Here is a 21,899-nt window from a genome sequence, read left to right as displayed (position 1 = left end):
CGATTGTCAGTGCCGTGCGGCAGCATCGATGGTGTGAGAGCCGCGCCGACCATCCTGCATCTGGACATGGATGCCTTCTACGCCGCCGCAGAGCAGGCGGCGAAGCCCAGCCTGCGCGGAAAGCCGGTGGTGGTCGGCGGGATCGGGACGCGCGGCGTCGTGGCCACCGCCTCGTACGAGGCCAGGCGCTTCGGGGTGCATTCGGCGATGCCGGTGGCGCAGGCCCGACGGCTGTGTCCGAACGCCGCCTATCTCATGCCGCGTTTCTCGCTCTACAGATCCGTCAGTGAACAGGTCATGGAGCTGCTCGGCCGGCTTTCCCCGCTGGTCGAACCGCTGAGCCTGGACGAGGCCTTCGTGGATCTGGAGGCGGGTGGGGTGGCCGACGACTCGGTGTCGGCCCGGAAGGCCGGGGAGCGGCTGCGGGCGGACATCAGAGCGGTCACGGGGCTCACCGGGTCCGTGGGGCTCGCGGGCTCCAAAATGCTTGCCAAGATCGCGTCGGAGCAGGCCAAGCCCGACGGTCTTGTGCTCATCGAGCCGGGAACCGAGCGGGAGCTGCTGGGACCGCTGCCGGTCCGGACGCTGCCCGGGGTCGGTCCGGCGACCGGGGAGCACCTGCGGCGGGCCGGGATGACGACCGTCGCCCATCTGGCGGAGGCGGGCGAGGACGAGCTTGTAAGGCTGCTGGGGAAGTCGCACGGGGCGTCGCTGTACCAGATGGCTGTCGGGCACGACGACCGGCCCGTGGTCGCCGAGCGGGACGCGAAATCGGTGTCGGTCGAGGACACCTTCGAGGTGGACCTGCACGACCGGGTGAGGATCAGGATCGAAGTGGGCCGACTGGCCGACCGGTGTGTCCAGCGGTTGCGGGCGTCCGGGCATTCCGGCAGGACAGTCGTGCTGAAGGTGCGGCGGTACGACTTCTCGACGCTGACGCGCTCGGAGACCCTGCGCGGGCCGACCGACGATCCGAGCGTGGTCCGCGAGGCGGCGGGGCGGCTGCTGGAGGCGGTGGACACGACGGGCGGGGTGCGGCTCCTCGGGGTGGGCGTCACGGGGCTCGCGGACTACACCCAGGAGGATCTCTTCGCCCAGGCAGCGGGTGAGCAGGCGAAAGCGGAGGCCGGGGCTGGGGACGTGGCTGTGGGTCAGGCTGGGGATACCGAGCCGCTCGGGGGCGGTGACGGGGTGGCGTACGTGTCCGAGCCGCCGCCGGAGCGCCGGTGGCTGGCCGGACAGGATGTGCGGCACGCCGAGTACGGCGCGGGGTGGGTGCAGGGCAGCGGCGTGGGGCGGGTGACGGTGCGGTTCGAGGAGCCGACGTCGGCGCCGGGGCGGGTGCGGACCTTCAAGGTCGACGATCCGGACCTCGTTCCGTCGGATCCGCTCCCGCTGGTGCCCGTCGCAGAGGACCAGGAGGACCAGGAGGACCAGGAGGATCAGGAGGTGTCGTCGCCGGCGATCTTGCCGAAGTCCTTGTCAGGGGCCTCAGGGGTGTCGGGAGCGGGGAATGAGATATCGAGCCCGTAGTGGTGGTAGAGCTGCAGCTCTTGTGCCGGGGAGAGGTGGCGGCCGACGCCGAAGTCGGGGGCGTCCTTGATCAGCGAGCGCTCGTAGGGGACGCGGAGTGAGTCGTTCACGACCTCGCTGGGCTCCAGGGGGACGAAGGCGTCCCGGCTGAACAGGCCGGTGCGTACAGCTGCCCATTCGGGGACCCCGGTGGCGTCGTCGAGGTACACCTCGTCCACTGTTCCGATCTTGTTGCCGTTGCGGTCGAACGCCTTCCGGCCGATCAGGCTGCGTGGATCGATGTCGGTCTGCACGGTCCCTCCAACTGATCGCAGCTGCTCCCCGTACACACTACGAAAGTGCACATCGGGGGCCCCGGCCACTCGAGGGATGGGTGACGGGCCTCGCTGGTACGCTGGCCAATGGCTGCTGACCCCGTGCGGGAGAGTCCTTCGGTGAACGTATCGGAGGCGCCGAAGGAGCAAATCCTCCCCGGAATCTCTCAGGCCCCCGTACCGCACGGTTGAGGTCACTCTGGAAAGCAGGGTGGGAGCCGGTCCGGCTTGTGTTCGTAGAGAGCACAGTCCGGTACGGAACCCTCCCTCACCGACGGTGAAAGCCGGAGCGTGCCTTCAATGGCCCTCCGGTGAAGCTCTCAGGTTGAGATGACAGAGGGGGAGGCCGTCCGGGCACCCGTGTCGTGGTGCCCCTCGCAGGTCGTGTCAGACCAGGAGGCCTTCCGCAGATGACCGCAAACCGCATTCCGCTCTCGCAGCTTGAGCGTGGCATCCCCTTCGAGCAGCGCCACATAGGGCCCGACGCCGAGGCGCAGGCCAAGATGCTTGCCCAGGTCGGTTACGGCTCGCTCGACGAGCTGACCGCGGCCGCGGTGCCGGACGTCATCAAGAGCGCCGGGGCGCTCGGGCTGCCGGACGCGCGCACCGAGGCCGAGGTGCTGGCCGAGCTGCGCACGCTCGCGGACCAGAACCAGGTACTGGCCCCGATGATCGGGCTCGGCTACTACGGCACCTTCACGCCGCCGGTGATCCTGCGCAACGTCATGGAGAACCCGGCCTGGTATACGGCGTACACCCCCTACCAGCCGGAGATCTCGCAGGGCCGCCTGGAGGCGCTGCTCAACTTCCAGACGATGGTGGCCGACCTGACCGGCCTGCCGACCTCGGGCGCCTCGCTGCTCGACGAGGGCACCGCCGCCGCCGAGGCCATGGCGCTCGCGCGTCGCGTCGGCAAGGTCAAGAACGGTGTCTTCCTGATCGACTCCGACACGCTGCCGCAGACCGTCGCCGTCATCCAGACGCGCGCGGAGCCGACCGGTGTCGAGGTCGTCGTCGCCGACCTCTCCGACGGGATTCCTGCCGAGGTCGCCGAGCGCGGCGTCTTCGGTGTGCTGCTCCAGTACCCCGGCGCCTCCGGCGTCGTACGGGACATCAAGCCCGTCATCGAGCAGGCGCACGAGCTCGGGGCGATTGTCACCGTCGCCGCCGATCTGCTGGCCCTGACGCTGCTGACCTCGCCCGGCGCGCTCGGTGCCGACATCGCCGTCGGCACCACCCAGCGCTTCGGTGTGCCGATGGGCTTCGGCGGTCCGCACGCGGGCTTCATGGCCGTACGCGAGAAGTTCGCGCGCAGCCTGCCGGGGCGGCTCGTCGGTGTCTCCGTCGACGCCGACGGAAACAAGGCCTACCGGCTGGCGCTGCAGACCCGTGAGCAGCACATCCGCCGGGAGAAGGCCACCAGCAACATCTGCACCGCGCAGGTGCTGCTCGCGGTCATGGCCGGGATGTACGCCGTCTACCACGGCCCCGACGGCGTGCGCGGCATCGCGCGCCGCACGCATCGGTACGCGACGCTGCTCGCCGAGGGCCTGCGCGCCGGCGGTGTCGAGGTCGTGCACGGCTCGTACTTCGACACCCTGACCGTGCGCGTTCCCGGCAAGGCGGCCGATGTCGTCGCCGCGGCCCGGCAGGGCGGGGTCAACCTGCACCTCGTCGACGCCGACTCGGTCTCCGTCGCCTGCGACGAGACGACGGCCCGCGCCCAGATCGCCGCTGTCTGGGCCGCCTTCGGTGTCGAGGCCGACCTGGAGGCGCTGGACGCCGCCACGGCCGAGGCGCTGCCCGAGGGGCTGCTCCGTACGGACGACTACCTGACGCACCCCGTCTTCCACCAGCACCGTTCCGAGACCGCGATGCTGCGCTACGTGCGCAAGCTGGCCGACCGTGACTACGCGCTCGACCGCGGCATGATCCCGCTCGGCTCCTGCACCATGAAGCTGAACGCGACCACCGAGATGGAGCCGGTCACCTGGCCGGAGTTCGGGGCGATCCACCCCTTCGCGCCGGTCGAGCAGGCGCAGGGCTACCTGACGCTCATCCGTGAGCTGGAGGAGCGGCTGGCCGAGGTCACCGGCTACGACGCGGTGTCGATCCAGCCCAACGCCGGTTCGCAGGGCGAGCTGGCCGGCCTCTTGGCCGTACGGGCGTACCACCGGGCCAACGGTGACGACCAGCGCACGGTGTGCCTGATCCCGTCGTCCGCGCACGGCACCAACGCCGCGAGCGCCGTCATGGCCGGCATGAAGGTCGTCGTCGTCAAGACCCGCGAGGACGGCGAGGTCGACGTCGAGGACCTGCACGCCAAGATCGAGCAGTACCGCGACGAGCTGTCGGTGCTGATGATCACCTACCCGTCCACGCACGGGGTGTTCGAGGAGCACGTCGCCGATATCTGCGCGACGGTGCACGAGGCCGGCGGCCAGGTGTACGTCGACGGTGCCAACCTCAACGCGCTGGTGGGGCTGGCCAAGCCCGGCAAGTTCGGCGGCGACGTGTCGCACCTGAACCTGCACAAGACCTTCTGCATCCCGCACGGTGGCGGCGGCCCCGGTGTTGGTCCCGTCGGTGTGCGGGCCCACCTCGCGCCGTACCTGCCGAACCACCCGCTCCAGCCTTCGGCCGGCCCTGAGACGGGCGTGGGCCCGATCTCGGCCGCTCCGTGGGGCTCGGCGGGCATTCTGCCGATCTCGTGGGCGTACGTCCGTCTGATGGGCGCCGAGGGCCTCAAGCGGGCCACGCAGGTCGCCGTGCTCGCGGCGAACTACATCGCCAAGCGCCTGGAGCCGCACTACCCCGTGCTCTACACCGGTCCCAACGGGCTGGTCGCGCACGAGTGCATCGTCGATCTGCGGCCGCTGTCGAAGTCGACGGGCGTGAGTGTCGACGACATCGCCAAGCGCCTCATCGACTACGGCTTCCACGCGCCGACCATGTCGTTCCCGGTGGCCGGGACGCTGATGATCGAGCCGACCGAGAGCGAAGACCTGGGCGAGATCGACCGCTTCTGCGACACGATGATCGCCATACGCGGCGAGATCGAGAAGGTCGCGTCGGGCGAGTGGCCCGCGGACGACAACCCGCTGCGCAACGCGCCGCACACCGCTGCCGCGCTGGGCGGGGAGTGGGAGCACGCGTACAGCCGCCAGGAGGCGGTCTTCCCGGCCGGAGTGTCGGCCGCGGACAAGTACTGGCCGCCGGTGCGCCGGATCGACGGTGCGTTCGGTGACCGCAACCTCGTCTGCTCGTGCCCGCCGATGGATGAGTACGACAACTGACGGGCGTACGTACACAGGCGCGGACATGCGTCGGGGCCGGTTCGGAGACTTCCTCCGGGCCGGCCCCTCGTCGTATCCGGTTGTATCGGCTGTGCTACGCGGCCTTGACCACGTTGAGCGGCCGGTGCGGCGCGATGATCTGGCCGTCCGGCAGAAGCTCTCCGGTGTCCTCGAAGACGAGGACTCCGTTGCACAGCAGGCTCCAGCCCTGTTCCGGGTGGTGCGCCACGAGGATCGCGGCTTCCCGATCGGCTGACTCGGCGGTCGGGCAGGCTGGCTGGTGCTGGCACATGGAAGGGTTCTTTCGCTGCGGTGTAGTGAGTGTCCTGCGGCTCGATGCGGTGTTCATGGCCGCCCCCCGTATCAATCGGTCCGGTCCCAGTGTTGCCCCACGGGCGTCAATCCGCAGGGATTTCGCGGCAGCTCTCCTTACTGATTAATGACGCATCACTCGTGCGGACGGTTCACGTCAACTGGGGTGTCTCTTCGGGTGGTTCGGGGTGGCCGGTACGGGCTAGTCCGGATGGGGGGTGGCGCCGGGCGCCACTGTGCCCCGTGAGCCGGAGCGGGCACGGGGCACAGTGGGTGAAGAGCGCACCGTGGGGCGCTGTTGGGCCGAGTTGTCAGGCGGGCTGCCCGAGGAGCGGGGTGGCGGGGACGGCAGGAGCGGGGGCAGGCGTGAGCCGGTGCGTCAGTACGGGCAGCAGGTCGGCGGCGCGGTGTGGGCGATGGGATGCGATGCCGGGGGGTGCGGGGGCCAGCGGCACCAGCAGGTCCGTCGGAAGGGGCATGCCGTCGGCGGCGTCGGCCTCGGGGTTCGGTTCCTCGTGCAGCCACAGCGTGAGCATGTACAGCTCCGGTACGGACAGCAGGCGCGGCTGGTACCGGGTCGTCATGGGCATTGTCTCCGCCTGATGCAGTGCGCGCTCGCTGGAGGCGATGTAAGGGCCTTCGCAGAAGTGCGCGAAGGCCCAGCCGTCGGGTGTGAGCATGGTGTCCGCCGCGGCCACTGTGCGGTCGCCGTTGCGGATCAGGAATCGCCAGCCGGTCAGCCGGGTGCGTGGCGGGCGGCCGGACGGGATGATCCGGTCCAGTACGTGCACAGGGAGCGGGAGTTCGGGGCTGAGCGGTCCCTGGGCCGCGCGGAGGGCCGGGGGACGGGCCTCGCGGACGGCGGTGGGGGAACCGAGTGCCGCGAGGACGCTGCGCAGGGCGGGCGCGGGAGCCGGGGGGACATGCAGCGGCATGGTGGGTCGCCTCTCACTTGGGAGACACGTTGGAGCGTGGGCAGTGCGGACGGCGCTGTCTGCGTGCGGGGCCAGAGGGGGGCCTTGGGGCGATGGCCGGGCGCCAACTCTCTGCCTCGTTCACGGAGTTTATACGATACGTGTTCACACGGTGTTTCTGCTAGCCGACGTGCGCATTGCGGGCAAGGCGGTATTCGGCTCTTATCCTGCGGAGAATCTCCCAATTCTCAGGGAGCGCAGGCCCGTGGCCTCGAAAGTCCGGGCGGCAGCGGTAGGCCGAAACTCATCGGCATTTTTCACGAGCAGCCACCGGTGGAAACTGCTTTTTGCTTCATGCCGAGTGAATGTGCCGCCGGGACACCGCATCGAGCGTACCCGGTACTTGGTGAGTGCGGGGCGTTATTGATCAGCCCGTCTGGGCATCATCGACCGTGACATGAGAGCCCGATGCTGTGGGCCGCCCACTCGAGGAGGGACGCTTCGATGGGGGAGAAGGTCGTGGCAGGCGGCTTCGATCTGTCGGATCGGCAGAGGTACCGAAGGAAACTCCAGCAGTGTCTGGAGGGTCTGGGGCGGCTGCTGGAGGAGAAGCGATTCGACCGTCCCAAGAACCTCATGGGGCTGGAGATCGAGCTCAATCTCGCCGGGCCCGACGGTACGCCGAAGATGATGAACGCGGAGGTCCTGGAGCGGATCGCCAGCCGTGATTTCCAGACCGAACTCGGCATGTTCAATCTGGAAGTAAATATTGTTCCGCACCGGCTGGGAGGCCGTGTTCTCGACCAGCTCGCGGAGGAACTGCGTACCGGCCTCGCATATGCCCACAGAAAAGCGAACGAGGTCGACGCGGGCATCGTGATGATCGGAATTCTTCCTACGCTCGGCCGCAACGACCTGGTCTCGGCGAACCTCTCCGACGTCGACCGCTACCAGCTGCTCAACGATCAGATCGTCGCGGCGCGCGGCGAGGACTTCATGCTCGACATCGGCGGGGTCGAGCGGCTCACCTGCTCTTTCGCCTCCATCGCGCCCGAAGCAGCCTGTACCTCCGTGCAGTTGCACCTCCAGGTCACACCGGCCCGGTTCGCGGACGTATGGAATGCGGCGCAGGCGGTTGCTGCCGCGCAGATCGCTGTGGGCGCCAACTCGCCGTTCCTCTTCGGCCGCGAACTGTGGCGCGAGTCGAGGCCGCCGCTGTTCCAGCAGGCCACCGACACCCGGCCGCCCGAGCTGCAGGCCCAGGGCGTGCGGCCCAGGACGTGGTTCGGCGAACGGTGGGTCGGTTCGGCGTACGAACTCTTCGAGGAAAACCTCCGCTACTTCCCCGCCCTCCTGCCGATATGCGACGAGGAAGACCCACTGCTCGTGCTCGACGACGGCGGGGTACCGCGTCTGCAGGAACTCGTTCTGCACAACGGTACGGTCTACCGCTGGAATCGGCCCGTTTACGGGCTGGCCGACGGCGTACCGCATCTGCGCGTCGAGAACAGGGTGCTGCCGGCGGGGCCCACGGTGACGGATGTGGTCGCCAACGCCGCCTTTTATTACGGCCTGGTCCGGGCCCTCGCCGAGGACGCCCGTCCCGTGTGGACGCGGCTGCCCTTCGAGGTCGCGGCCGCGAACTTCGACGCCGCCTGCCGCCACGGCATCGATGCCGAGCTCGTCTGGCCGAAGCCGGGCCGGGGGAGCGGGACGACGCGGGTGCCGGCCGTGAAGCTCGTACGGGACGAACTGCTGCCGCTGGCGGCGGCGGGGCTCGACGCCTGGGGCATCGAGCCCACGGACCGCGATCTCTACCTCGGGGTCATCGAGCAGCGGTGCAGGCGACGCGTCAACGGGGCGTCCTGGCAGGTGGACACGTACCACAGGGCCCTTGATGCCGGTCTGGAGCGCGAGGCGGCGCTGGCGGCCACCACCCGCCGCTACTGCGAGCTGATGCACGAGGGTGAGCCGGTGCACACCTGGCCGGTGGGGTTCCCGACTCCGGGGTGAGGAAGCCGGGGTGATGGCGGCGGGTCGGGGTGATCGCGGCGGATGCGGCGCTCAGCCGCCCTGACCCGCCTCCATGATCGCCTTGAGGATTACGGCGTGGATCTCGGCCGGGTCGCTGACCTGGTAACCGCCGCCGCCCGTCACGGTGGCGATCTGTTCGATCTCCTCCCTGTCGGCGTCGGGGCCCACCGCGATGGCGATCAGCGGGACCGGCCGCTGCGGGTCCGCGATCCGCTTCAGTTCGGCGATCAGGGCGCTGCGCGAGATGCTGACCGCGTCCTGGTTCGAGCCGTCGGTGAGGATGACTACGGCGTTGAACTTGCCGCTCGCGTAATTCGCCTTGGCGTCCTTGTAGGCGGCCAGAGTGGTGTCGTAGAGGCCCGTCGCACCGCCGGGCACAGGGGCCAGCGCGGAGAAGGCAGCCGAGATCTTGTCGCGGTGGGTGCCGCCGCCGGACGCGGGGTCGCCGAGCCGGGTGGTCGGAACCTTCTTGCGGTAGTCGCGATCACCGTCGAGGTCCGTGGCGAAGTCCCACAGACCGATTTCGTCCTCGGGCGTGAACTGCGAGAGGGCCTGAAGCAGCGACGCCTTGGTGACGTCCATGCGCGACTGGCTGCCGCGACCCGGCACGGCCGTGGCCATCGAACCCGAGGCGTCGACCACCGTCGTCAGCCGGGCGCTCTGCACGGTGATGGTCCACATGCCGAGCGTCTCCTCGATGTCCTTCTGGGACGGCGGCTCGGTCGTGGCCAGGGCGTAGGGCTGGGGCGCGCGGCCGCCCGCCACCCGTACGACGCCTTCGGACACGGGCTTGTCGGGCATACGGAAGCCCCGGTCGACCAGGAACTTGCGGCTCTCCGGCTCGCCCAGCAGGGTCATGAAACGCAGAGCCGCCCGGCTCTGGTCGGTCGACAGCTCGGGCTCGTTGACCAGCGCGTACGGGTAGTCGAGCTGCGGCGCCCCGTCCTTCGGGTAGAAGAGTTCGAGGCCGGGGCTGCCGCCGGCGGTGTTGTGCGCGAAGGCCGCCTGCTCCGAGAGGAGTACGGCCTGGTTGCGGCGGGGGTTGCCCTTCTCTGTACCGGAGTCGTCTTTGGCCAGTGTCTTGAGTACCTGGGCGTCGGTGTCCGATATGCGCTGCGAGAGCAGTTTGGCGGTGGCCGCGACCTTCGTATCGTCATCCGGGGACTTCTTGTGCTCCGACCTGCCGATGCTGGTGAGCGCGAGGAGACCGGTGGCGCTGCGGGCGGGGTCCGCCGCTCCGAGGCGCAGAGTGTCCTTCTCGGTCGCAGCCGCCGACATCTCGGCCCAGGTGTACGTCTTCCTGGGCCAGCCCAGCGACTTGGCGGCCGACGGAACCATGGCCAGGGCGACCGGCGACGAGGCGACATTGCCGACCGACGTGAGGGGTGATCCGTCGCCGGAGCTCTCGGCGCGCTGGATCCACAGATCGGAATCGGGGATCCACACCTGGTAGTCGGGCTCGGCCGTACCGCCGGTGACTGCGTCGGCGACCTTGTACGCGTCGCGGGCGACGACGGCCACGTCGAGGCACCGCCCGTCGGAGGTGACCTCCTCGTCGCGGGCGTACTGGGCGGCCGCGCGTACGGCGGGGGCGACATCGGGGGATGCGACCACCTTCAGGCGTACGGCCGAGTCCGCGCAGGAGCCGGAGAAGGACAGGAGGCCGCCCTGCACCGCCACTGCGGTCCCCGCGGCCACGCTCAGGACGAGCATGGTGGCGATGGCGAGCGTGCGACGGTGTACGGGTGGGCGGGACCTGGTTCCGTCCGTCGCGGCGTCGTCGGGCAAGCTGTGACGTCCCATGGAAGTGGTGCCCCTCCTCGAATCTCGAACAAAGAAAAGGGGACCGCGCCATCGGAATGGCGTTCGTCCCCCGGCCTGTCGCGCGCGATCTTCGTACCTGCATTCGAGACCCTAGCGGGGCCGTGTCGGGGATGAGGCGGGAATGCTCAACTGGAGGCTGGTGTGCAGGTGGAGGCGGGGCTGGTGGCCGATTCTCATCCCGGACAGGGACTGACACGAGGGATTTTCCGGGCCGAAGTCCTGATCGTGCTCGCCCTCTCGCTGGGTGCGAGCGGGCTTTCGTCCCTGATCAGGTTCGTCGGAGCGGTGACGAGGCCGGGCGATCTCAAGGACCAGGCCGCGCGGCTCAATGCGTCGTACGCTCCCGGGCGGCCATGGCTTGATCTCGCCTGGCAGCTCTTCGGGATCACCTCGGCGCTGGTGCCTGTCGCGCTGGTCGCCTACCTGCTGATGCGGGAGGGAGCGGGGCTTCGCGCGATCGGATTCGACCGGACACGGCCGTGGCCGGACCTGGGGCGGGGGACGCTGGTCGCCGCGGGCATCGGCAGCGCCGGGCTCGCCTTCTATCTGGTCGCCGTCGCGGTGGGGTTCAACCTCACGGTGGTGCCGGAGTCGCTGCCCGCGGTGTGGTGGAAGTTCCCCGTACTGATCCTCTCGGCGATGCAGAACTCCGTACTGGAGGAAGTGATCGTCGTCGGGTATCTGCTGCGCAGACTCGGGCAGTTGGGGTGGTCGCCGACGGCCGCCCTGATGGCAAGTTCGGTGCTGCGCGGCTCGTACCACCTGTATCAGGGGATCGGCGGCTTCATCGGCAATGTGGTGATGGGCATGGTCTTCGTGCTGCTGTACCGGCGCTGGGGGCGGGTCGGGCCGCTCATCGTGGCCCATACGCTGCTCGATGTCGGGGCGTTTGTCGGGTACGCGCTGCTGGCCGGGCATGTCGGCTGGCTGCCGACGCCTTGAGGATGCGCGGATGGGGGCGTACGGAGGTTTCGTACGCCCCCTTCGTGCTGTCATTCGTGCTGTCAGGGGGCGGCGAGCAGCTCGCCGTCGATGACGGTGACGGCCCGGCCGGTCAGCAGGGTGCGTTCGCCGCGCAGTGATGTACGGACCAGGCCGGAGCGGGCCGAGGCCTGGAGGCCCGTCAGTTCCTCGCGGCCGAGCCGGGCCGACCAGAACGGGGCCAGGGCCGTGTGCGCGCTGCCGGTCACCGCGTCCTCGTCGATGCCGACTCGGGGGAAGAAGCCGCGCGACACGAAGTCGTAGCCGAGGGAGGGAACTTCGGCGGCGGCCGTGGCGATGATGCCGCGCTTGGAGTGGGCCACGAGAGCGGCGAAGTCGGGTGTGAGCGCGCGTACCGTCCGCTCGTCGGCCAGTTCGACGACCAGGTCGCCGATGTGCGGTCCTGTGTCGTGGGCGGAGAGGATCTGTGCGCCGAGGGCTTCGGAGATGCCGTCGGGGACCGGCACGGGGGTGAGCGGCGCGGTCGGGAAGTCCATGGTGATGGTGCCGTCGTCGTGCGCGGTGGTGATGAGGATGCCGCAGCGCGCCGCGAAGCGCACGGTGCCGGTCGCGGCGCCCGTGGTGTTCAGGACGTGTGCGGTGGCCAGGGTGGCGTGGCCGCACATGTCGACCTCGGTGGCCGGGGTGAACCAGCGCAGGGCCCAGTCGGCTTCGCCGCCGGGCGGGAGCGGGTGCGCGTAGGCGGTCTCCGGGTGGTTCACCTCGATGGCCACCTGCTGGAGCCAGCTGTCGTCGGGGAAGGAGTCGGCGTCCAGCAGCAGGACTCCGGCCGCGTTGCCGGCGAAGGGGCGGTCGGTGAAGGCGTCGACGATTCGAATCCGCATGACCCTGAACGTAGAGGCGGAGCAAAGCCGCAGGCCAAGGCCAATTGTGGGTGGCTGGCCTCATTTGACTCCTGACGACTCTTGTCGGGCGAGCTATTCCGATATATCGTTGACGCATCGCGACAGATCAACGATGGAAGGAGCGTAGTGATGCGTTCACATGGACATGGGGACTGCGGGCCCGGCCATCGCGGTCGGGGTGACTCGGAGGGGCGGCGTGCCGCCTTCGGCCCGTTCGGACCGCCGTTCGGCGGGCCCTGGGGTGGCGGCGGGCGCGGCCGGGGCGGGCCCCGCGGCAGGGCGAGGCGCGGCGACGTACGCGCGTCGATCCTGGCGTTGCTGACGGGCCGGCCCATGCACGGTTACGAGATGATTCAGGAGATCGGCGAGCGCAGCGGCGGGGCCTGGCGGCCCAGTCCCGGTTCGGTCTACCCGACGCTCCAGCTGCTGGAGGACGAAGGCCTGATCGTCAGTGAGAGCGAGGGCGGCAAGAAGCTGTTCACGCTCACCGACGCCGGGCGCACCGAGGCCGAAGCGGGGCCGCAGGCTCCGTGGGAGGAGGCGGGGCGCGGCGTCGACTGGGAGTCGATGAATGAGATCCGGCAGGCCGGTTTCGGTCTGATGGAAGCGTTCGGCCAGGTCTGGAAGACCGGCTCCGCCGAGCAGCGGCAGAAGGCGCTCGCGGTCATCAACGAGTCCCGCAAGAAGCTCTATCTCATCCTTGCCGACGAACACTGAACCGGCAGATTGCGCGACGGCGCCCCGCGGACATCGTCCGCGGGGCGCCGTCGTCGTGCGGTCAGGTGACCAGGCCGTCGAGTTTGCGCAGCGACTCGGTCAGGGCAGCACCCGCGGAGTCCTTGAGCTTGCCCGCCATCAGCGATACGGCGGCGCCGGTGAACTCGCCGTCGATACGGACCCGGGTCGCGTCGCCGTCGGGAGTCAGCGAGTAGCGCATGGCGAGGTTGACGCCCATCGGGCCTTTGCCCTTGGTGGCGAGCAGCCGGGCCGGCTCCAGTTCCTCGACCGTCCAGGTCACCTCGGCGGGGAAGCCCATGAGCTTCATGTTCTCCTCGTACGTCGCCGAGACCTCGAGCACCGCGGGGCCGCCCTTGGGGAAGCTGGTGTGGGTGGCGTTCCACTGGCCGTACGCCGCGAAGTCCGTCAGCTGCGCCCAGATCTTCTCGGCCGGTGCCCCGATGCGTGCTTCCGCGCTGGCTTCGGCCATGCGACCACCCCTTCTCGTCGGCTCGTGTCGCGGAACGTAGCGGTAAGGGGCGGAACATTCAATACTGATGAACCGTCAGATCTGGCGATGGGCCTCCCCTCCCGGCTCCCGAGGGGCGCGTGGTGTTGTCCGGAGGGGAGGAGGGGGAGGGAGCCGTGGTTGCGCGTGGGGCGCAGGGCAAGGCGGCGCGCGCCCCTGGGGGAGAAAATCCGGATCTCATCCGCAAGGAGGAGGGCCCGGGCGGGGTTGCCCAACTCCGGTGGGATGTGCGAATGCTTCCCCGCGGGGATGCTTCAGCCGCCGGTGCCTGATGGGGTGGGAGTGTGCAAAGCCGTACCCCGCGGGCTCCCCAGCAGCCTGCCGCGAACCGACCGGACAGCCGTGCAGACAGCCGTGCAGACAGCTGTGCAGACGTCCGAGCTGAAATCGAAGCGAGGCTCACCGCGGAGCTCGCCTCGGTGGTCGCGGGCGCGCGCCGACGGGCGTTGCGGGACGGCGACCGGCAGATCGACACCGCACATCTGCTGCACTCGGTGATCGAGACCGACCCCGACGTCAGGGCCGCGTTCGACGGCCCCCCGCAGGTCGCCAGGGTGCTCGGCTATCTCGTCCAGCGCAGCATCGGCTACGGGCTGCGCTGGCAGGGGACGGTGGAGGACTCCGGCGCGGTGCCGGTGATGTGCGAGGCGGCGGGGGCGGCGGGTGTCGCCGGATGGTCGCCTGCCGCCGTCAGTGCCATGGAAGGCGCCCTGGAGCGCGCCGCGTCGCGCGGCGATCAGCGTGCCTGCGGGCTCGATCTCCTTGCCGTACTCGCCGCGGACCGGGACTGCCGGGCGGTCGAGGTGCTCCAGCGGGCAGGCGTGGACACGGAGTCGCTGGCCGGGCGCCTGCAGGGCGAATCTCGACAGGTGTGACAGGGGTGTCGCTCCTGACGGCAACTGGCATGATGTGCCGATGCACGCGTCTCAGGGAAAGAGCGCCGGCCTGGGACTTGCCCTGGCGTCGGCGTTCGCATTCGGTGGTTCAGGTGTAGCGGCCAAGCCGCTGATCGAAGCGGGGCTCGACCCGCTGCACGTGGTGTGGCTCCGGGTGACCGGTGCCGCCCTCGTCATGCTGCCCGTGGCCTGGCGCCACCGTACGCTGCTGCGCCGTAAACCAGCTCTGCTCGCCGGGTTCGGCCTCCTCGCGGTCGCCGGCGTGCAGGCGTTCTACTTCGCTTCCATATCCCGGATCCCCGTCGGCGTCGCCCTGCTTGTCGAATACCTCGCCCCCGCGCTGGTGCTGGGGTGGGTGCGTTTCGTGCAGCGCAGGCCGGTGACGCGCGCCGCCGCCGTCGGCGTTGTCCTGGCGGTCGGCGGCCTCGCGTGTGTCGTCGAAGTCTGGGCCGGGCTGAGCTTCGACGCCCTCGGCCTGCTGCTCGCACTCGGCGCGGCCTGCTGCCAGGTCGGCTACTTCGTCCTGTCCGACCAGGGCAGCTCCGGCGAGGACGCGGCTGATCCGCTCGGCGTCATCGCGTACGGACTGCTCATCGGCGCCGCGGTGCTCACCGTCGTCGCGCGGCCGTGGGGCATGGACTGGTCGCTGCTCGCCGGAAGCGCGGACATGGGCGGGACCGAGGTGCCGGCCGCGCTGCTGCTGGGCTGGATCGTGCTGATCGCCACCGTCGTCGCGTACGTCACCGGGGTGGTGTCCGTACGGAGGCTGTCGCCGCAGGTGGCGGGGGTGGTCGCGTGTCTGGAGGCGGTCATCGCGACCGTGCTGGCGTGGGTACTGCTGCGCGAGCATCTTTCGGCGCCGCAGATTCTCGGTGGGGCGGTCGTGCTCATCGGCGCCTTTATCGCTCAGTCGTCCGCGCCCAAGGCGCCGAAGACGCAGAAGGGGCCCGAGGGACCCAAGGGTCCGAATCGGCCTGTTGCCGGTGAGTCCGCCGGTGCGGCTGCTCTCCCGGACGCGGACGGAAAGTTGGCCGCCGGGCGGACCGCGCCGTAGGGTCACGACCATGCCTATGACTGTGCTTCCGCCTCCTGCCGCGTAACGCGGGCGGCTTGCCGAAGACGAAGACCGGGCTCGGGCAGTCCCCGAGCGGTTCGTCGCTGCCCGCGTGCGGAGCCGAGCGACCACCAGTCCCGTCTTCACGCGGAGAAGTCACGTGTCGGATCATTCTTTTGTGCCCACCGGCCTGCCCACCGGGCGCGGCCTGCTCTGTCTGATCTTTGCCGGAGTTGCCTGGGGCACCGCTGGGGCGGCTGCCTCCATGGTGTTCCTCATCAGCGATCTCGGTCCTCTGTCGCTGTCCTTCTGGCGTTGCGCCGGTGGGCTTCTGTTGCTGCTGCCCGCGTGTGTGGTGGGGTGGCATCGACGGCGTACGGCGGCCGCCGTGTCCGCCGAGCCCGAGCCGCGCAGGCGGCGGGTTGTGCGCATCCTCGTCACCGGCATCGGGCTCACCGTCTTCCAGAGCGCCTACTTCGCGGCTGTCCAGGCGACAGGCCTCGCGGTCGGCACCGTCGTCACCCTGGGGGCCGGGCCTGTCCTGATCGCGCTCGGTGCGTGGCTGACCATGGGGGAGCGGCTGGGGCGCGGCGGCATCGTGACCGTGACCGGCGCGCTCGTCGGTCTCGGCGTGCTGGTGCTGGGGAACGACAGCGGAACTGTACGCCCTGCGGGCATCGCCCTCGCGCTGCTTTCGGCGGCGGGTTATGCGGCCATCACTCTGCTGACGCGGCGGTTGGGGCGTGACGGTGGCGGAGGCGACCCGATCTCGACGACCGCGTGGGCCTTCGGTGTGGGGTCGGTCGGGTTGCTGCCGCTCGCGGTCGCCGAAGGGCTGCTGCCGCACAGCGCGGAACTCGCGCGGGTGGTGTGGCTGCTGGTGTACGTGGCGGCGGTGCCGACGGCTCTCGCGTACGCCCTGTACTTCGCGGGAGCAGCCGTCGTACGGTCGGCGACCGTCTCGGTGATCATGCTGCTGGAGCCGGTGAGTGCGGCGGTCATCGCGGTTGCCCTGCTGGGGGAGCGGCTGACGGTGGCCACTGTGGTGGGGACGTTGCTGCTGCTCGCGGCCGTGGCGGGACTTGCGGTTGCCGAGGCGCGGATCGCGGCGGTCGGCCGTAGGGCGGCGGCGGTTCCCGCGTAGGTGGTTCCGATGGGAGGGGGTGGGGGGCTTTCCACCCCGCCCCCTCCCAGAAACGGGAAAAAGTACGTGTCTAGGTGCGGCGGCGCAGGTGGTGGGTGTGGGCCGCCGCGTCGTGCGGGGCCCCGCGCCCCGCCAGGCCCGCTGCCGTTCGGTCCTGGACATCCTCCGGTTTGTGGCTGCCGTACTTGAACTTGGCCCGGATTTCCGTCACTTCGAGGCGCAGGCCGCGAATGCCCGACAGCATGCGGCCGTACGGTGCCTCGCCGACGGCGGCGGCGGCCGAACCGCCCTCAGGCTGGAAGTGGCCGACCTGGCGGTTCAGCAGGTCAGCCTTCTCCGCCGGGTCGTCCACGACGTATGCCCTGCAGCGCAGTTGAACGGCGGCATAGAAGCTGGTGGGCACGCCGTGCTCGGGAGGGGTGTCCGTCGGTGCCTGCCAAGGGCCGGGTATGTACGCGTAGTCGTCCACGACGCTCAGCAGGACGTGCGGATCCGCCTCGACGGCCTTCCACAGCAGGTTCGGGCGGGCCAGGTGCGTGAGGATCTCGCCGTACCGTCCGCGTTCGGCGTCGTACACGAAATGTGTGGGCTGGACGTACGGCGCCTCGCCCGGCAGACCGTTGACCGCCAGCTGGCCGAAGTCGTGGGTGGCGAGCCACTGCTGCCACTCGCTGTCGCTCTGCGGCGCGTCCCACGGGTGGATCAGCACGGGAGCTCCTCAGAGGGTGGTGAGGTAGTCGGGGAGGACGACGGCCGGGTCCAGGTCGTCTGCCGGAATCGGGGCTCCGTATCCGCGGACGAGCGGGACCACGCCCGTCCAGTGGGGCAGCGAGGCGTCCTCGGGCTCGTCGTTGGGGCCGCCCGTGCGGACCTTGGCGGAGACCTCCTCCAGGTCGAGGCGGATCACAGCGGTCGCGGCGAGCTCCTTGGCGTTGGCCGGGCGCGAGTCGTAGGAGCGGCCGGGGACGACATGGTCGACGAGGGCGTCGAGCGCCCTGCGCCGCTCCTCCTCGTCGATGACCTGGTGAGCGATGCCGTGGACCACCACGGACCGGTAGTTGATGGAGTGGTGGAAGGCCGAGCGGGCCAGGACCAGGCCGTCGACGTGGGTGACCGTGAGGCAGACGGCGAGGCCGGGGTCGCTCTGGCCCGTCATGCGCAGCGGGCGGGACCCCGTGGAGCCGTGCACGTAGAGGCGCTCGCCGATGCGCCCGTAGAGGGTGGGGAGAACGACGGGGGCGCCGTCGCGGACGAAGCCGAGGTGGCAGACGTAGCCCTCGTCGAGGATCGCGTGCACCAGATCGCGGTCGTACGAGGCCCGTTCCCGGGAACGGGTCGGGACGGTGCGCTCGGAAGGCGCGTACGAGGTGGTGGGGTCCGGCGTGGCGGTGTCCTGCATTGCGTTCTCCATTGTATTAGTGCATAGTGTGCTTTGTGCTAGGAGAGTATCGGATCAGTGGGCGCCGCGCATCGGAGATTGCCGCGAGCGTGGAGCGTGCGGTGGGATCCGGGGAGCTGGAGCCCGGTCAACTACTGCCACCCATGCGGGAGTTGGCGGGTGACCTCGGCGTAAATCCCAATACGGTCGCGGCCGCGTACCGCACCCTGCGCGAGCGCGGGGTGATCGAGACGTCGGGCCGCCGCGGCAGCCGGGTGCGGCCCCGCCCGGCCAGTACGGCGCGCGACTCCATCCGGGTCGACGTGCCGCCCGGCGTGCGCGACCTGAGCGAGGGGAACCCCGATCCCGCGCTGCTGCCGCCGCTGCACGACGCCTTCGCGGCGGCGGCCCGGCACAACGCGGAGCGCCCCGTGCTGTACGGACAGGACCCCGTCGACCCGGAGTTCGCGCGGCTCGCGCGCGCCGCGTTCGACGCCGACGGCGTGCCGGGCGGCCCTGTCGCCGTCACCTCGGGATCGCTGGACGCGATCGAGCGCGTACTGGCGGCGCACCTGAAACCGGGTGACGCGGTCGCAGTCGAGGATCCGGGGTGGGGCGCCCTGCTCGACCTCATCCCGGCGCTGGGGCTGCGGGCCGTACCGGTCGCGCTCGACGACGACGGGCCGCTGCCCGGTGAGGTCGAGCGGGCACTGCGGGGAGGGGCGCGCGCGATGGTGGTCACGGACCGGGCGCAGAACCCGACCGGTGCGGCGGTGAGCGGCGCGCGCGCCGAGGAGCTGCGCGCGGTCCTCGCGGCGCATCCCGGGGTGCTGCTCATCGAGGACGACCACGGGCACTGCATCGTCGATCTGCCGGTGCATCCGCTCGCGGGCGTGACGGACCACTGGGTGTTCGTACGCTCTGTCGCGAAGGCGTACGGCCCGGATCTGCGCCTCGCCATGATGACGGGCGACCCGGTCACGGTGGACCGGGTCATGGGCCGTCAGCGTCTCGGGCCCGGGTGGGTCAGCCGCCTGTTGCAACGCGCCGTCGTGGACCTGTGGGTGACGGGCGCGGTGGATGTCCGGGCCGTCTCGCGTGCGTACGGCGAGCGGCGGGACGCGCTGGTGCGGGCGCTGGCGGAGCGGGGGGTCGAGGCGCACGGGCGCAGTGGCCTCAACGTGTGGGTGCCCGTCGCGGACGAGACGGGGGTGGTGGCGAGGCTGCTGCACGCAGGGTGGGCCGTCGCGCCAGGAGCGCGGTTCCGGATGTCCGCGTCCCCCGGCGTACGCCTCACCATCTCGGCCATGGCCGCGGACGACATCGGGCCCGTCGCCGATGCCGTCGCTTCGGCGGCCGGTCCCGCGCCGTCGGGCAGGCGCTACGACTGAGGCTGCCGGTTGCCGGCGCTCCGGCTTCGGCTGCGGCTCCGGCCGCGGCTCTGAGTGAGTGCGGCTCCGGCCAGGACGATGAGTGCGCCGACCGGGGTGTTCCAGCTCAGGTGCTCGCCCAGCAACGTGACGCCCGCGGCCGTCGCGATGACGGGGACGAAGTACGTGACCATCTGGGCGGTGGTCGGGCCGATCTCGGCGACCAGGTTGTACTGGATGAGCATGGCGAGCCCCGTCCCGAGCGCGCCGAGAGCCACCACCGCGAGCAGCGGAACGACCGGGAACGAGCTGGGCAGGGTGGTGAACATCGGTGTCACCACGGCCAGTTGGGCGGTGCCGAGAAGAAGCTGCGCGCCGGTCATGGAGAGGGCGGAGTGGCCGCTGCCCCCGAGCGTACGCCGCAGATAGATCCAGCCGACCGGGTAGCTGAGGGAGGCCAGCAGCGCCATCGCCGTACCGCCGAAGTCAAGGCCCGAGAAGCCCTGCCAGGCGCCGAGCACGGTCAGTACGCCGATGAAGCCGATGCCGAGTCCGGCGACGCGGCGGCGGGTCGGCCGGTCCTCGGAGAACGCGACCAACGACAGCACCATGCCCCACAGCGGCGAGGTGGCGTTGCAGATGCCGGCGAGCGTCGAGGGGATCGTCAGCTCGGAGTAGGCGAAGAGCGAGAACGGCAGGGCGTTGAGGAAGAACGCGGCGACGGCGAGATGGCCCCAGGTGCGGGCGCCGCGGGGCAGCCCCACCCGCTTCACGGCCATCGCGACGGCGAGTACGACCGTACCGAACAGGAGCCGTCCCAGGGTCACTTGGAAGGGTGCGTACGCCTGCGTGCCGACCTTGATGAACAGAAAGCTGAAGCCCCAGATGAGCGAGAGCGCCGCGAACCGGATGCGCCAGTCGAGAGCGGGACGGCGGCTGGCGGGCGTGGGCGGGACGTCAGGCGTGGGCGGGACGTCAGGGGTGGTGGCCGGCGCGGCGCTGGGTCTGGTGACGGGGCTCATGGTGCTCACCTTGACCCAGTCAACCTCTTAGTACAAGCGAGATTTTGTTCGGCCTATCGCTTAGCATTGCTTACATGTTGAATTTGGAGCGCCTTCGTACGCTCGACGCCCTCGCGCGGCACGGCTCGGTCAGCGGCGCCGCCGAGGGCCTGCATGTGACGACCTCCGCCGTCTCCCAGCAGATGGCCAAGCTGGAGCGCGAGGTCGGTCAGCCGCTGCTCGCCAAGAGCGGCCGCGGCGTCCGCCTCACCGACGCCGGACGGCTGCTCGCCGATCACGCGGCCCGCATCCTCTCCCAGGTCGAACTCGCCCAGGCCGACATCGAGGCGCAGAGCGGCCGGGTCGTCGGCGATCTGGCCGTCGCCGCGTTCCCCACGGCCGCCCGCGGCCTGCTGCCCTCGGCCCTCGCCACGCTCCGTACCGACCACCCGCAACTGAGGGTGAAGCTGAGGGAGATGGAGCCCGCAGAGTCTGTACGGGGCATCGTGCGGGGCGACTTCGACGTGGCCGTCGTACTCGACTGGTACAACAGGCCGCTCTCCATGCCCGAAGGGCTCGCGAAGCGCGAGCTGTTGCACGACCCCGCCGACGTCGCCATGCACGTCGACCACCCCCTGGCCGGCCGGACCGCGGTGGACCTGGAGGAGTTCGCCGACGACGACTGGGTCACCTGGGCGGAGGGCGAGTTCTGCCACGAGTGGCTGATGTTCACCCTGCGCGGCAAGGGCGTCGAGCCTCGCATCGCGCATGTCGCCGAGGAGCACGCCACCCAGCTCGCGCTGATCGCCGAGGGCCTCGGGGTGTGCGTGGCGCCCCGGCTCGGGCGCGGGCCGGTGCCGGACCGGGTCCGCGTCGTACCGGTGCGGCACGCCATGCGGCGGCATGTGTACGCCGTCTGGCGTGCGGACGCCGACCGGCGGCCCTCGATCCGCGCGGCGGTCGACGCGCTGTGCGCGGCGGGCACGGCGGTCGTCAGCTAGGGGCGTCCTCGGTCAGTGGCGCCCGTCAGTCAGTGGAGGTCCTTAGTCAGCGGCGGTCCTCAGCCAGGGGCAGTCCTCAGCCAGGGGCAGTCCTCAGCCGGGAGCGGTCCTCGGGCATCGGCGGTCGTCAGCCGCCGGCCGAGCCGAGCTTGCGGAAGTCCCACGAAGTCACCGCGTCCGGCGTGAGCCGCAGCCAGGCGTGCCGCCCGTCGTGCGGCATCTCCGTCATACCGAAGTACTTGCGCGGGAACAGCCGCTCCGCCTCTTCGAGTTCGGGGCACGGCTCGCCCGTACGCGGAGCCTCGCCCACGAACTCGGCCGTGCCCGACAGTTCCACGCCGCGCAGTTCGCTGTACTCCACGCCGTCGTCGACGACCACGGCCAGCCGGGCGTCCTTCCGCAGCTGCGCCCAGCGACGGCTGCGCGTGATCGAGTACAGCCACATCGAGTCACCGTCCCAGACGAACCACAGCGCGCCGACATGCGGGCTGCCGTCCGCCGAGACCGTCGCCACCCGGCAGGTGCGCTGCTCGCTGAGGTACGCGTCCCGCTCGGCGTCCGTCATCATGATCCGGCGGCCCCTGCGCTGTGTGGCGGTCATCCGAGATCGTCCCCTCATCGTTTCTGACTGGGTGTCAGAAATCATGGGGTCTCTTCCTTCATCGCGCAATGGCGATTAGCCTCGCGCGCCCGGTCGCCCGTTCGCCCGGTCCGGATCAGACCCGAGGGGGAGCC

At 70.3% G+C, this 21,899-nt stretch carries 20 protein-coding genes and 1 riboswitch; of the genes, 10 read left to right on the top strand and 10 right to left on the bottom strand.

What is annotated here, in order from left to right; all coding sequences use genetic code 11:
• The first annotated feature begins 33 nt into the window (after positions 1–33).
• Positions 34–1,533, top strand: coding sequence for a DNA polymerase IV (locus J7I98_RS07825; RefSeq protein WP_214919860.1), 1,500 nt, complete (start codon positions 34–36; stop codon positions 1,531–1,533).
• On the opposite strand, the gene J7I98_RS07820 is transcribed toward J7I98_RS07825, so the two are convergent.
• On the bottom strand, positions 1,443–1,826 hold the full coding sequence (locus J7I98_RS07820; protein WP_214919859.1) for a PRC-barrel domain-containing protein: 384 nt from the start codon (positions 1,824–1,826) through the stop codon (positions 1,443–1,445). The genes J7I98_RS07825 and J7I98_RS07820 overlap by 91 nt on opposite strands.
• Positions 1,827–1,942: 116 nt before the next feature.
• Positions 1,943–2,040: riboswitch (glycine riboswitch) on the top strand.
• Between the two features lie 217 nt (positions 2,041–2,257).
• Here J7I98_RS07820 and gcvP point away from each other — a divergent pair.
• Complete coding sequence (gene gcvP / locus J7I98_RS07815) at positions 2,258–5,143, top strand: aminomethyl-transferring glycine dehydrogenase (protein WP_214919858.1); 2,886 nt, start codon at positions 2,258–2,260, stop codon at positions 5,141–5,143.
• A gap of 94 nt (positions 5,144–5,237) precedes the next feature.
• On the opposite strand, the gene J7I98_RS07810 is transcribed toward gcvP, so the two are convergent.
• Together J7I98_RS07810 and J7I98_RS07805 are read right to left on the bottom strand one after the other, a co-directional pair.
• Positions 5,238–5,435 (bottom strand): DUF5999 family protein, encoded by a 198-nt coding sequence (locus J7I98_RS07810; protein ID WP_285437999.1) that lies wholly within the window; start codon positions 5,433–5,435, stop codon positions 5,238–5,240.
• Between the two features lie 331 nt (positions 5,436–5,766).
• Complete coding sequence (locus J7I98_RS07805) at positions 5,767–6,390, bottom strand: hypothetical protein (RefSeq protein ID WP_214919856.1); 624 nt, start codon at positions 6,388–6,390, stop codon at positions 5,767–5,769.
• Positions 6,391–6,873: 483 nt separating this feature from the next.
• Here J7I98_RS07805 and J7I98_RS07800 point away from each other — a divergent pair, with 483 nt between their 5' ends.
• The gene (locus tag J7I98_RS07800) at positions 6,874–8,382 is read left to right on the top strand and encodes a glutamate-cysteine ligase family protein (RefSeq protein ID WP_214919855.1); all 1,509 of its coding nucleotides are present in this window, start codon (positions 6,874–6,876) and stop codon (positions 8,380–8,382) included.
• A gap of 51 nt (positions 8,383–8,433) precedes the next feature.
• Here the strand turns inward: J7I98_RS07800 and J7I98_RS07795 are convergent, their stop codons facing one another.
• A complete protein-coding gene (locus J7I98_RS07795; protein ID WP_214919854.1) occupies positions 8,434–10,206 on the bottom strand; it encodes a substrate-binding and VWA domain-containing protein in 1,773 nt (590 codons plus the stop codon).
• Between the two features lie 162 nt (positions 10,207–10,368).
• Here J7I98_RS07795 and J7I98_RS07790 point away from each other — a divergent pair, with 162 nt between their 5' ends.
• Positions 10,369–11,169 (top strand): CPBP family intramembrane glutamic endopeptidase, encoded by an 801-nt coding sequence (locus J7I98_RS07790; protein WP_214919853.1) that lies wholly within the window; start codon positions 10,369–10,371, stop codon positions 11,167–11,169.
• A gap of 62 nt (positions 11,170–11,231) precedes the next feature.
• Here the strand turns inward: J7I98_RS07790 and J7I98_RS07785 are convergent, their stop codons facing one another.
• Positions 11,232–12,053 carry a PhzF family phenazine biosynthesis protein gene (locus J7I98_RS07785; RefSeq protein WP_214919852.1) on the bottom strand — a complete coding sequence of 274 codons (822 nt, stop codon included), beginning with the start codon at positions 12,051–12,053 and terminating at the stop codon, positions 11,232–11,234.
• 150 nt (positions 12,054–12,203) lie between these two features.
• Here J7I98_RS07785 and J7I98_RS07780 point away from each other — a divergent pair, with 150 nt between their 5' ends.
• The gene (locus J7I98_RS07780; protein WP_214919851.1) at positions 12,204–12,791 is read left to right on the top strand and encodes a PadR family transcriptional regulator; all 588 of its coding nucleotides are present in this window, start codon (positions 12,204–12,206) and stop codon (positions 12,789–12,791) included.
• A 61-nt stretch (positions 12,792–12,852) separates the two neighbouring features.
• On the opposite strand, the gene J7I98_RS07775 is transcribed toward J7I98_RS07780, so the two are convergent.
• A complete protein-coding gene (locus tag J7I98_RS07775) occupies positions 12,853–13,281 on the bottom strand; it encodes an SRPBCC family protein (protein ID WP_214919850.1) in 429 nt (142 codons plus the stop codon).
• Positions 13,282–13,604: 323 nt separating this feature from the next.
• Between J7I98_RS07775 and J7I98_RS07770 the strand changes: the two genes are divergently transcribed.
• The 3 genes from J7I98_RS07770 to J7I98_RS07760 all read left to right on the top strand — a co-directional run bounded on the left by J7I98_RS07770 (position 13,605) and on the right by J7I98_RS07760 (position 16,414).
• Positions 13,605–14,195 carry a Clp protease N-terminal domain-containing protein gene (locus J7I98_RS07770; RefSeq protein WP_214919849.1) on the top strand — a complete coding sequence of 197 codons (591 nt, stop codon included), beginning with the start codon at positions 13,605–13,607 and terminating at the stop codon, positions 14,193–14,195.
• 40 nt (positions 14,196–14,235) lie between these two features.
• The gene (locus J7I98_RS07765) at positions 14,236–15,270 is read left to right on the top strand and encodes a DMT family transporter (RefSeq protein ID WP_214919848.1); all 1,035 of its coding nucleotides are present in this window, start codon (positions 14,236–14,238) and stop codon (positions 15,268–15,270) included.
• Between the two features lie 160 nt (positions 15,271–15,430).
• Positions 15,431–16,414 (top strand): EamA family transporter, encoded by a 984-nt coding sequence (locus J7I98_RS07760; RefSeq protein WP_308377700.1) that lies wholly within the window; start codon positions 15,431–15,433, stop codon positions 16,412–16,414.
• A gap of 70 nt (positions 16,415–16,484) precedes the next feature.
• On the opposite strand, the gene J7I98_RS07755 is transcribed toward J7I98_RS07760, so the two are convergent.
• Together J7I98_RS07755 and J7I98_RS07750 are read right to left on the bottom strand one after the other, a co-directional pair.
• Positions 16,485–17,123, bottom strand: coding sequence for an FMN-binding negative transcriptional regulator (locus J7I98_RS07755; protein ID WP_214919847.1), 639 nt, complete (start codon positions 17,121–17,123; stop codon positions 16,485–16,487).
• Between the two features lie 9 nt (positions 17,124–17,132).
• Complete coding sequence (locus J7I98_RS07750) at positions 17,133–17,813, bottom strand: pyridoxamine 5'-phosphate oxidase family protein (RefSeq protein ID WP_214919846.1); 681 nt, start codon at positions 17,811–17,813, stop codon at positions 17,133–17,135.
• Between the two features lie 35 nt (positions 17,814–17,848).
• On the opposite strand from J7I98_RS07750, the gene J7I98_RS07745 reads away from it, so the two are divergent.
• Positions 17,849–19,183 carry an aminotransferase class I/II-fold pyridoxal phosphate-dependent enzyme gene (locus J7I98_RS07745; RefSeq protein WP_214919845.1) on the top strand — a complete coding sequence of 445 codons (1,335 nt, stop codon included), beginning with the start codon at positions 17,849–17,851 and terminating at the stop codon, positions 19,181–19,183.
• Here J7I98_RS07745 and J7I98_RS07740 read toward each other — a convergent pair.
• Positions 19,174–20,184, bottom strand: a complete 1,011-nt coding sequence (locus J7I98_RS07740; protein WP_214919844.1) for a DMT family transporter — start codon at positions 20,182–20,184, stop codon at positions 19,174–19,176. The genes J7I98_RS07745 and J7I98_RS07740 overlap by 10 nt on opposite strands.
• 74 nt (positions 20,185–20,258) lie before the next feature.
• Here J7I98_RS07740 and J7I98_RS07735 point away from each other — a divergent pair, with 74 nt between their 5' ends.
• The gene (locus J7I98_RS07735) at positions 20,259–21,164 is read left to right on the top strand and encodes a LysR family transcriptional regulator (RefSeq protein WP_214919843.1); all 906 of its coding nucleotides are present in this window, start codon (positions 20,259–20,261) and stop codon (positions 21,162–21,164) included.
• A gap of 127 nt (positions 21,165–21,291) precedes the next feature.
• On the opposite strand, the gene J7I98_RS07730 is transcribed toward J7I98_RS07735, so the two are convergent.
• Entirely contained in the window at positions 21,292–21,765 is a 474-nt protein-coding gene (locus J7I98_RS07730) for a pyridoxamine 5'-phosphate oxidase family protein (protein ID WP_214919842.1), read from the bottom strand.
• Positions 21,766–21,899: the final 134 nt, after the last annotated feature.

It is taken from the genome of Streptomyces sp. ISL-98 (assembly GCF_018614055.1).
Lineage (GTDB): Bacteria > Actinomycetota > Actinomycetes > Streptomycetales > Streptomycetaceae > Streptomyces > Streptomyces spiramyceticus.
Note: the sequence above shows the minus strand (reverse complement) of the source record. Positions and strands in the feature narration are given on the sequence as shown.

Excerpts from the sequence above, each read along its gene's own strand:
- gcvP (WP_214919858.1), top strand. The coding sequence starts at position 2,258 with ATGACCGCAAACCGCATTCCGCTCTCGCAGCTTGAGCGTGGCATCCCC.
- J7I98_RS07810 (WP_285437999.1), bottom strand. The coding sequence starts at position 5,435 with ATGTGCCAGCACCAGCCAGCCTGCCCGACCGCCGAGTCAGCCGATCGG.
- J7I98_RS07805 (WP_214919856.1), bottom strand. The coding sequence starts at position 6,390 with ATGCCGCTGCATGTCCCCCCGGCTCCCGCGCCCGCCCTGCGCAGCGTC.
- J7I98_RS07800 (WP_214919855.1), top strand. The coding sequence starts at position 6,874 with ATGGGGGAGAAGGTCGTGGCAGGCGGCTTCGATCTGTCGGATCGGCAG.
- J7I98_RS07795 (WP_214919854.1), bottom strand. The coding sequence starts at position 10,206 with ATGGGACGTCACAGCTTGCCCGACGACGCCGCGACGGACGGAACCAGG.
- J7I98_RS07785 (WP_214919852.1), bottom strand. The coding sequence starts at position 12,053 with ATGCGGATTCGAATCGTCGACGCCTTCACCGACCGCCCCTTCGCCGGC.
- J7I98_RS07780 (WP_214919851.1), top strand. The coding sequence starts at position 12,204 with ATGCGTTCACATGGACATGGGGACTGCGGGCCCGGCCATCGCGGTCGG.
- J7I98_RS07775 (WP_214919850.1), bottom strand. The coding sequence starts at position 13,281 with ATGGCCGAAGCCAGCGCGGAAGCACGCATCGGGGCACCGGCCGAGAAG.
- J7I98_RS07765 (WP_214919848.1), top strand. The coding sequence starts at position 14,236 with ATGCACGCGTCTCAGGGAAAGAGCGCCGGCCTGGGACTTGCCCTGGCG.
- J7I98_RS07750 (WP_214919846.1), bottom strand. The coding sequence starts at position 17,813 with ATGCAGGACACCGCCACGCCGGACCCCACCACCTCGTACGCGCCTTCC.
- J7I98_RS07740 (WP_214919844.1), bottom strand. The coding sequence starts at position 20,184 with ATGAGCCCCGTCACCAGACCCAGCGCCGCGCCGGCCACCACCCCTGAC.
- J7I98_RS07735 (WP_214919843.1), top strand. The coding sequence starts at position 20,259 with ATGTTGAATTTGGAGCGCCTTCGTACGCTCGACGCCCTCGCGCGGCAC.
- J7I98_RS07730 (WP_214919842.1), bottom strand. The coding sequence starts at position 21,765 with ATGACCGCCACACAGCGCAGGGGCCGCCGGATCATGATGACGGACGCC.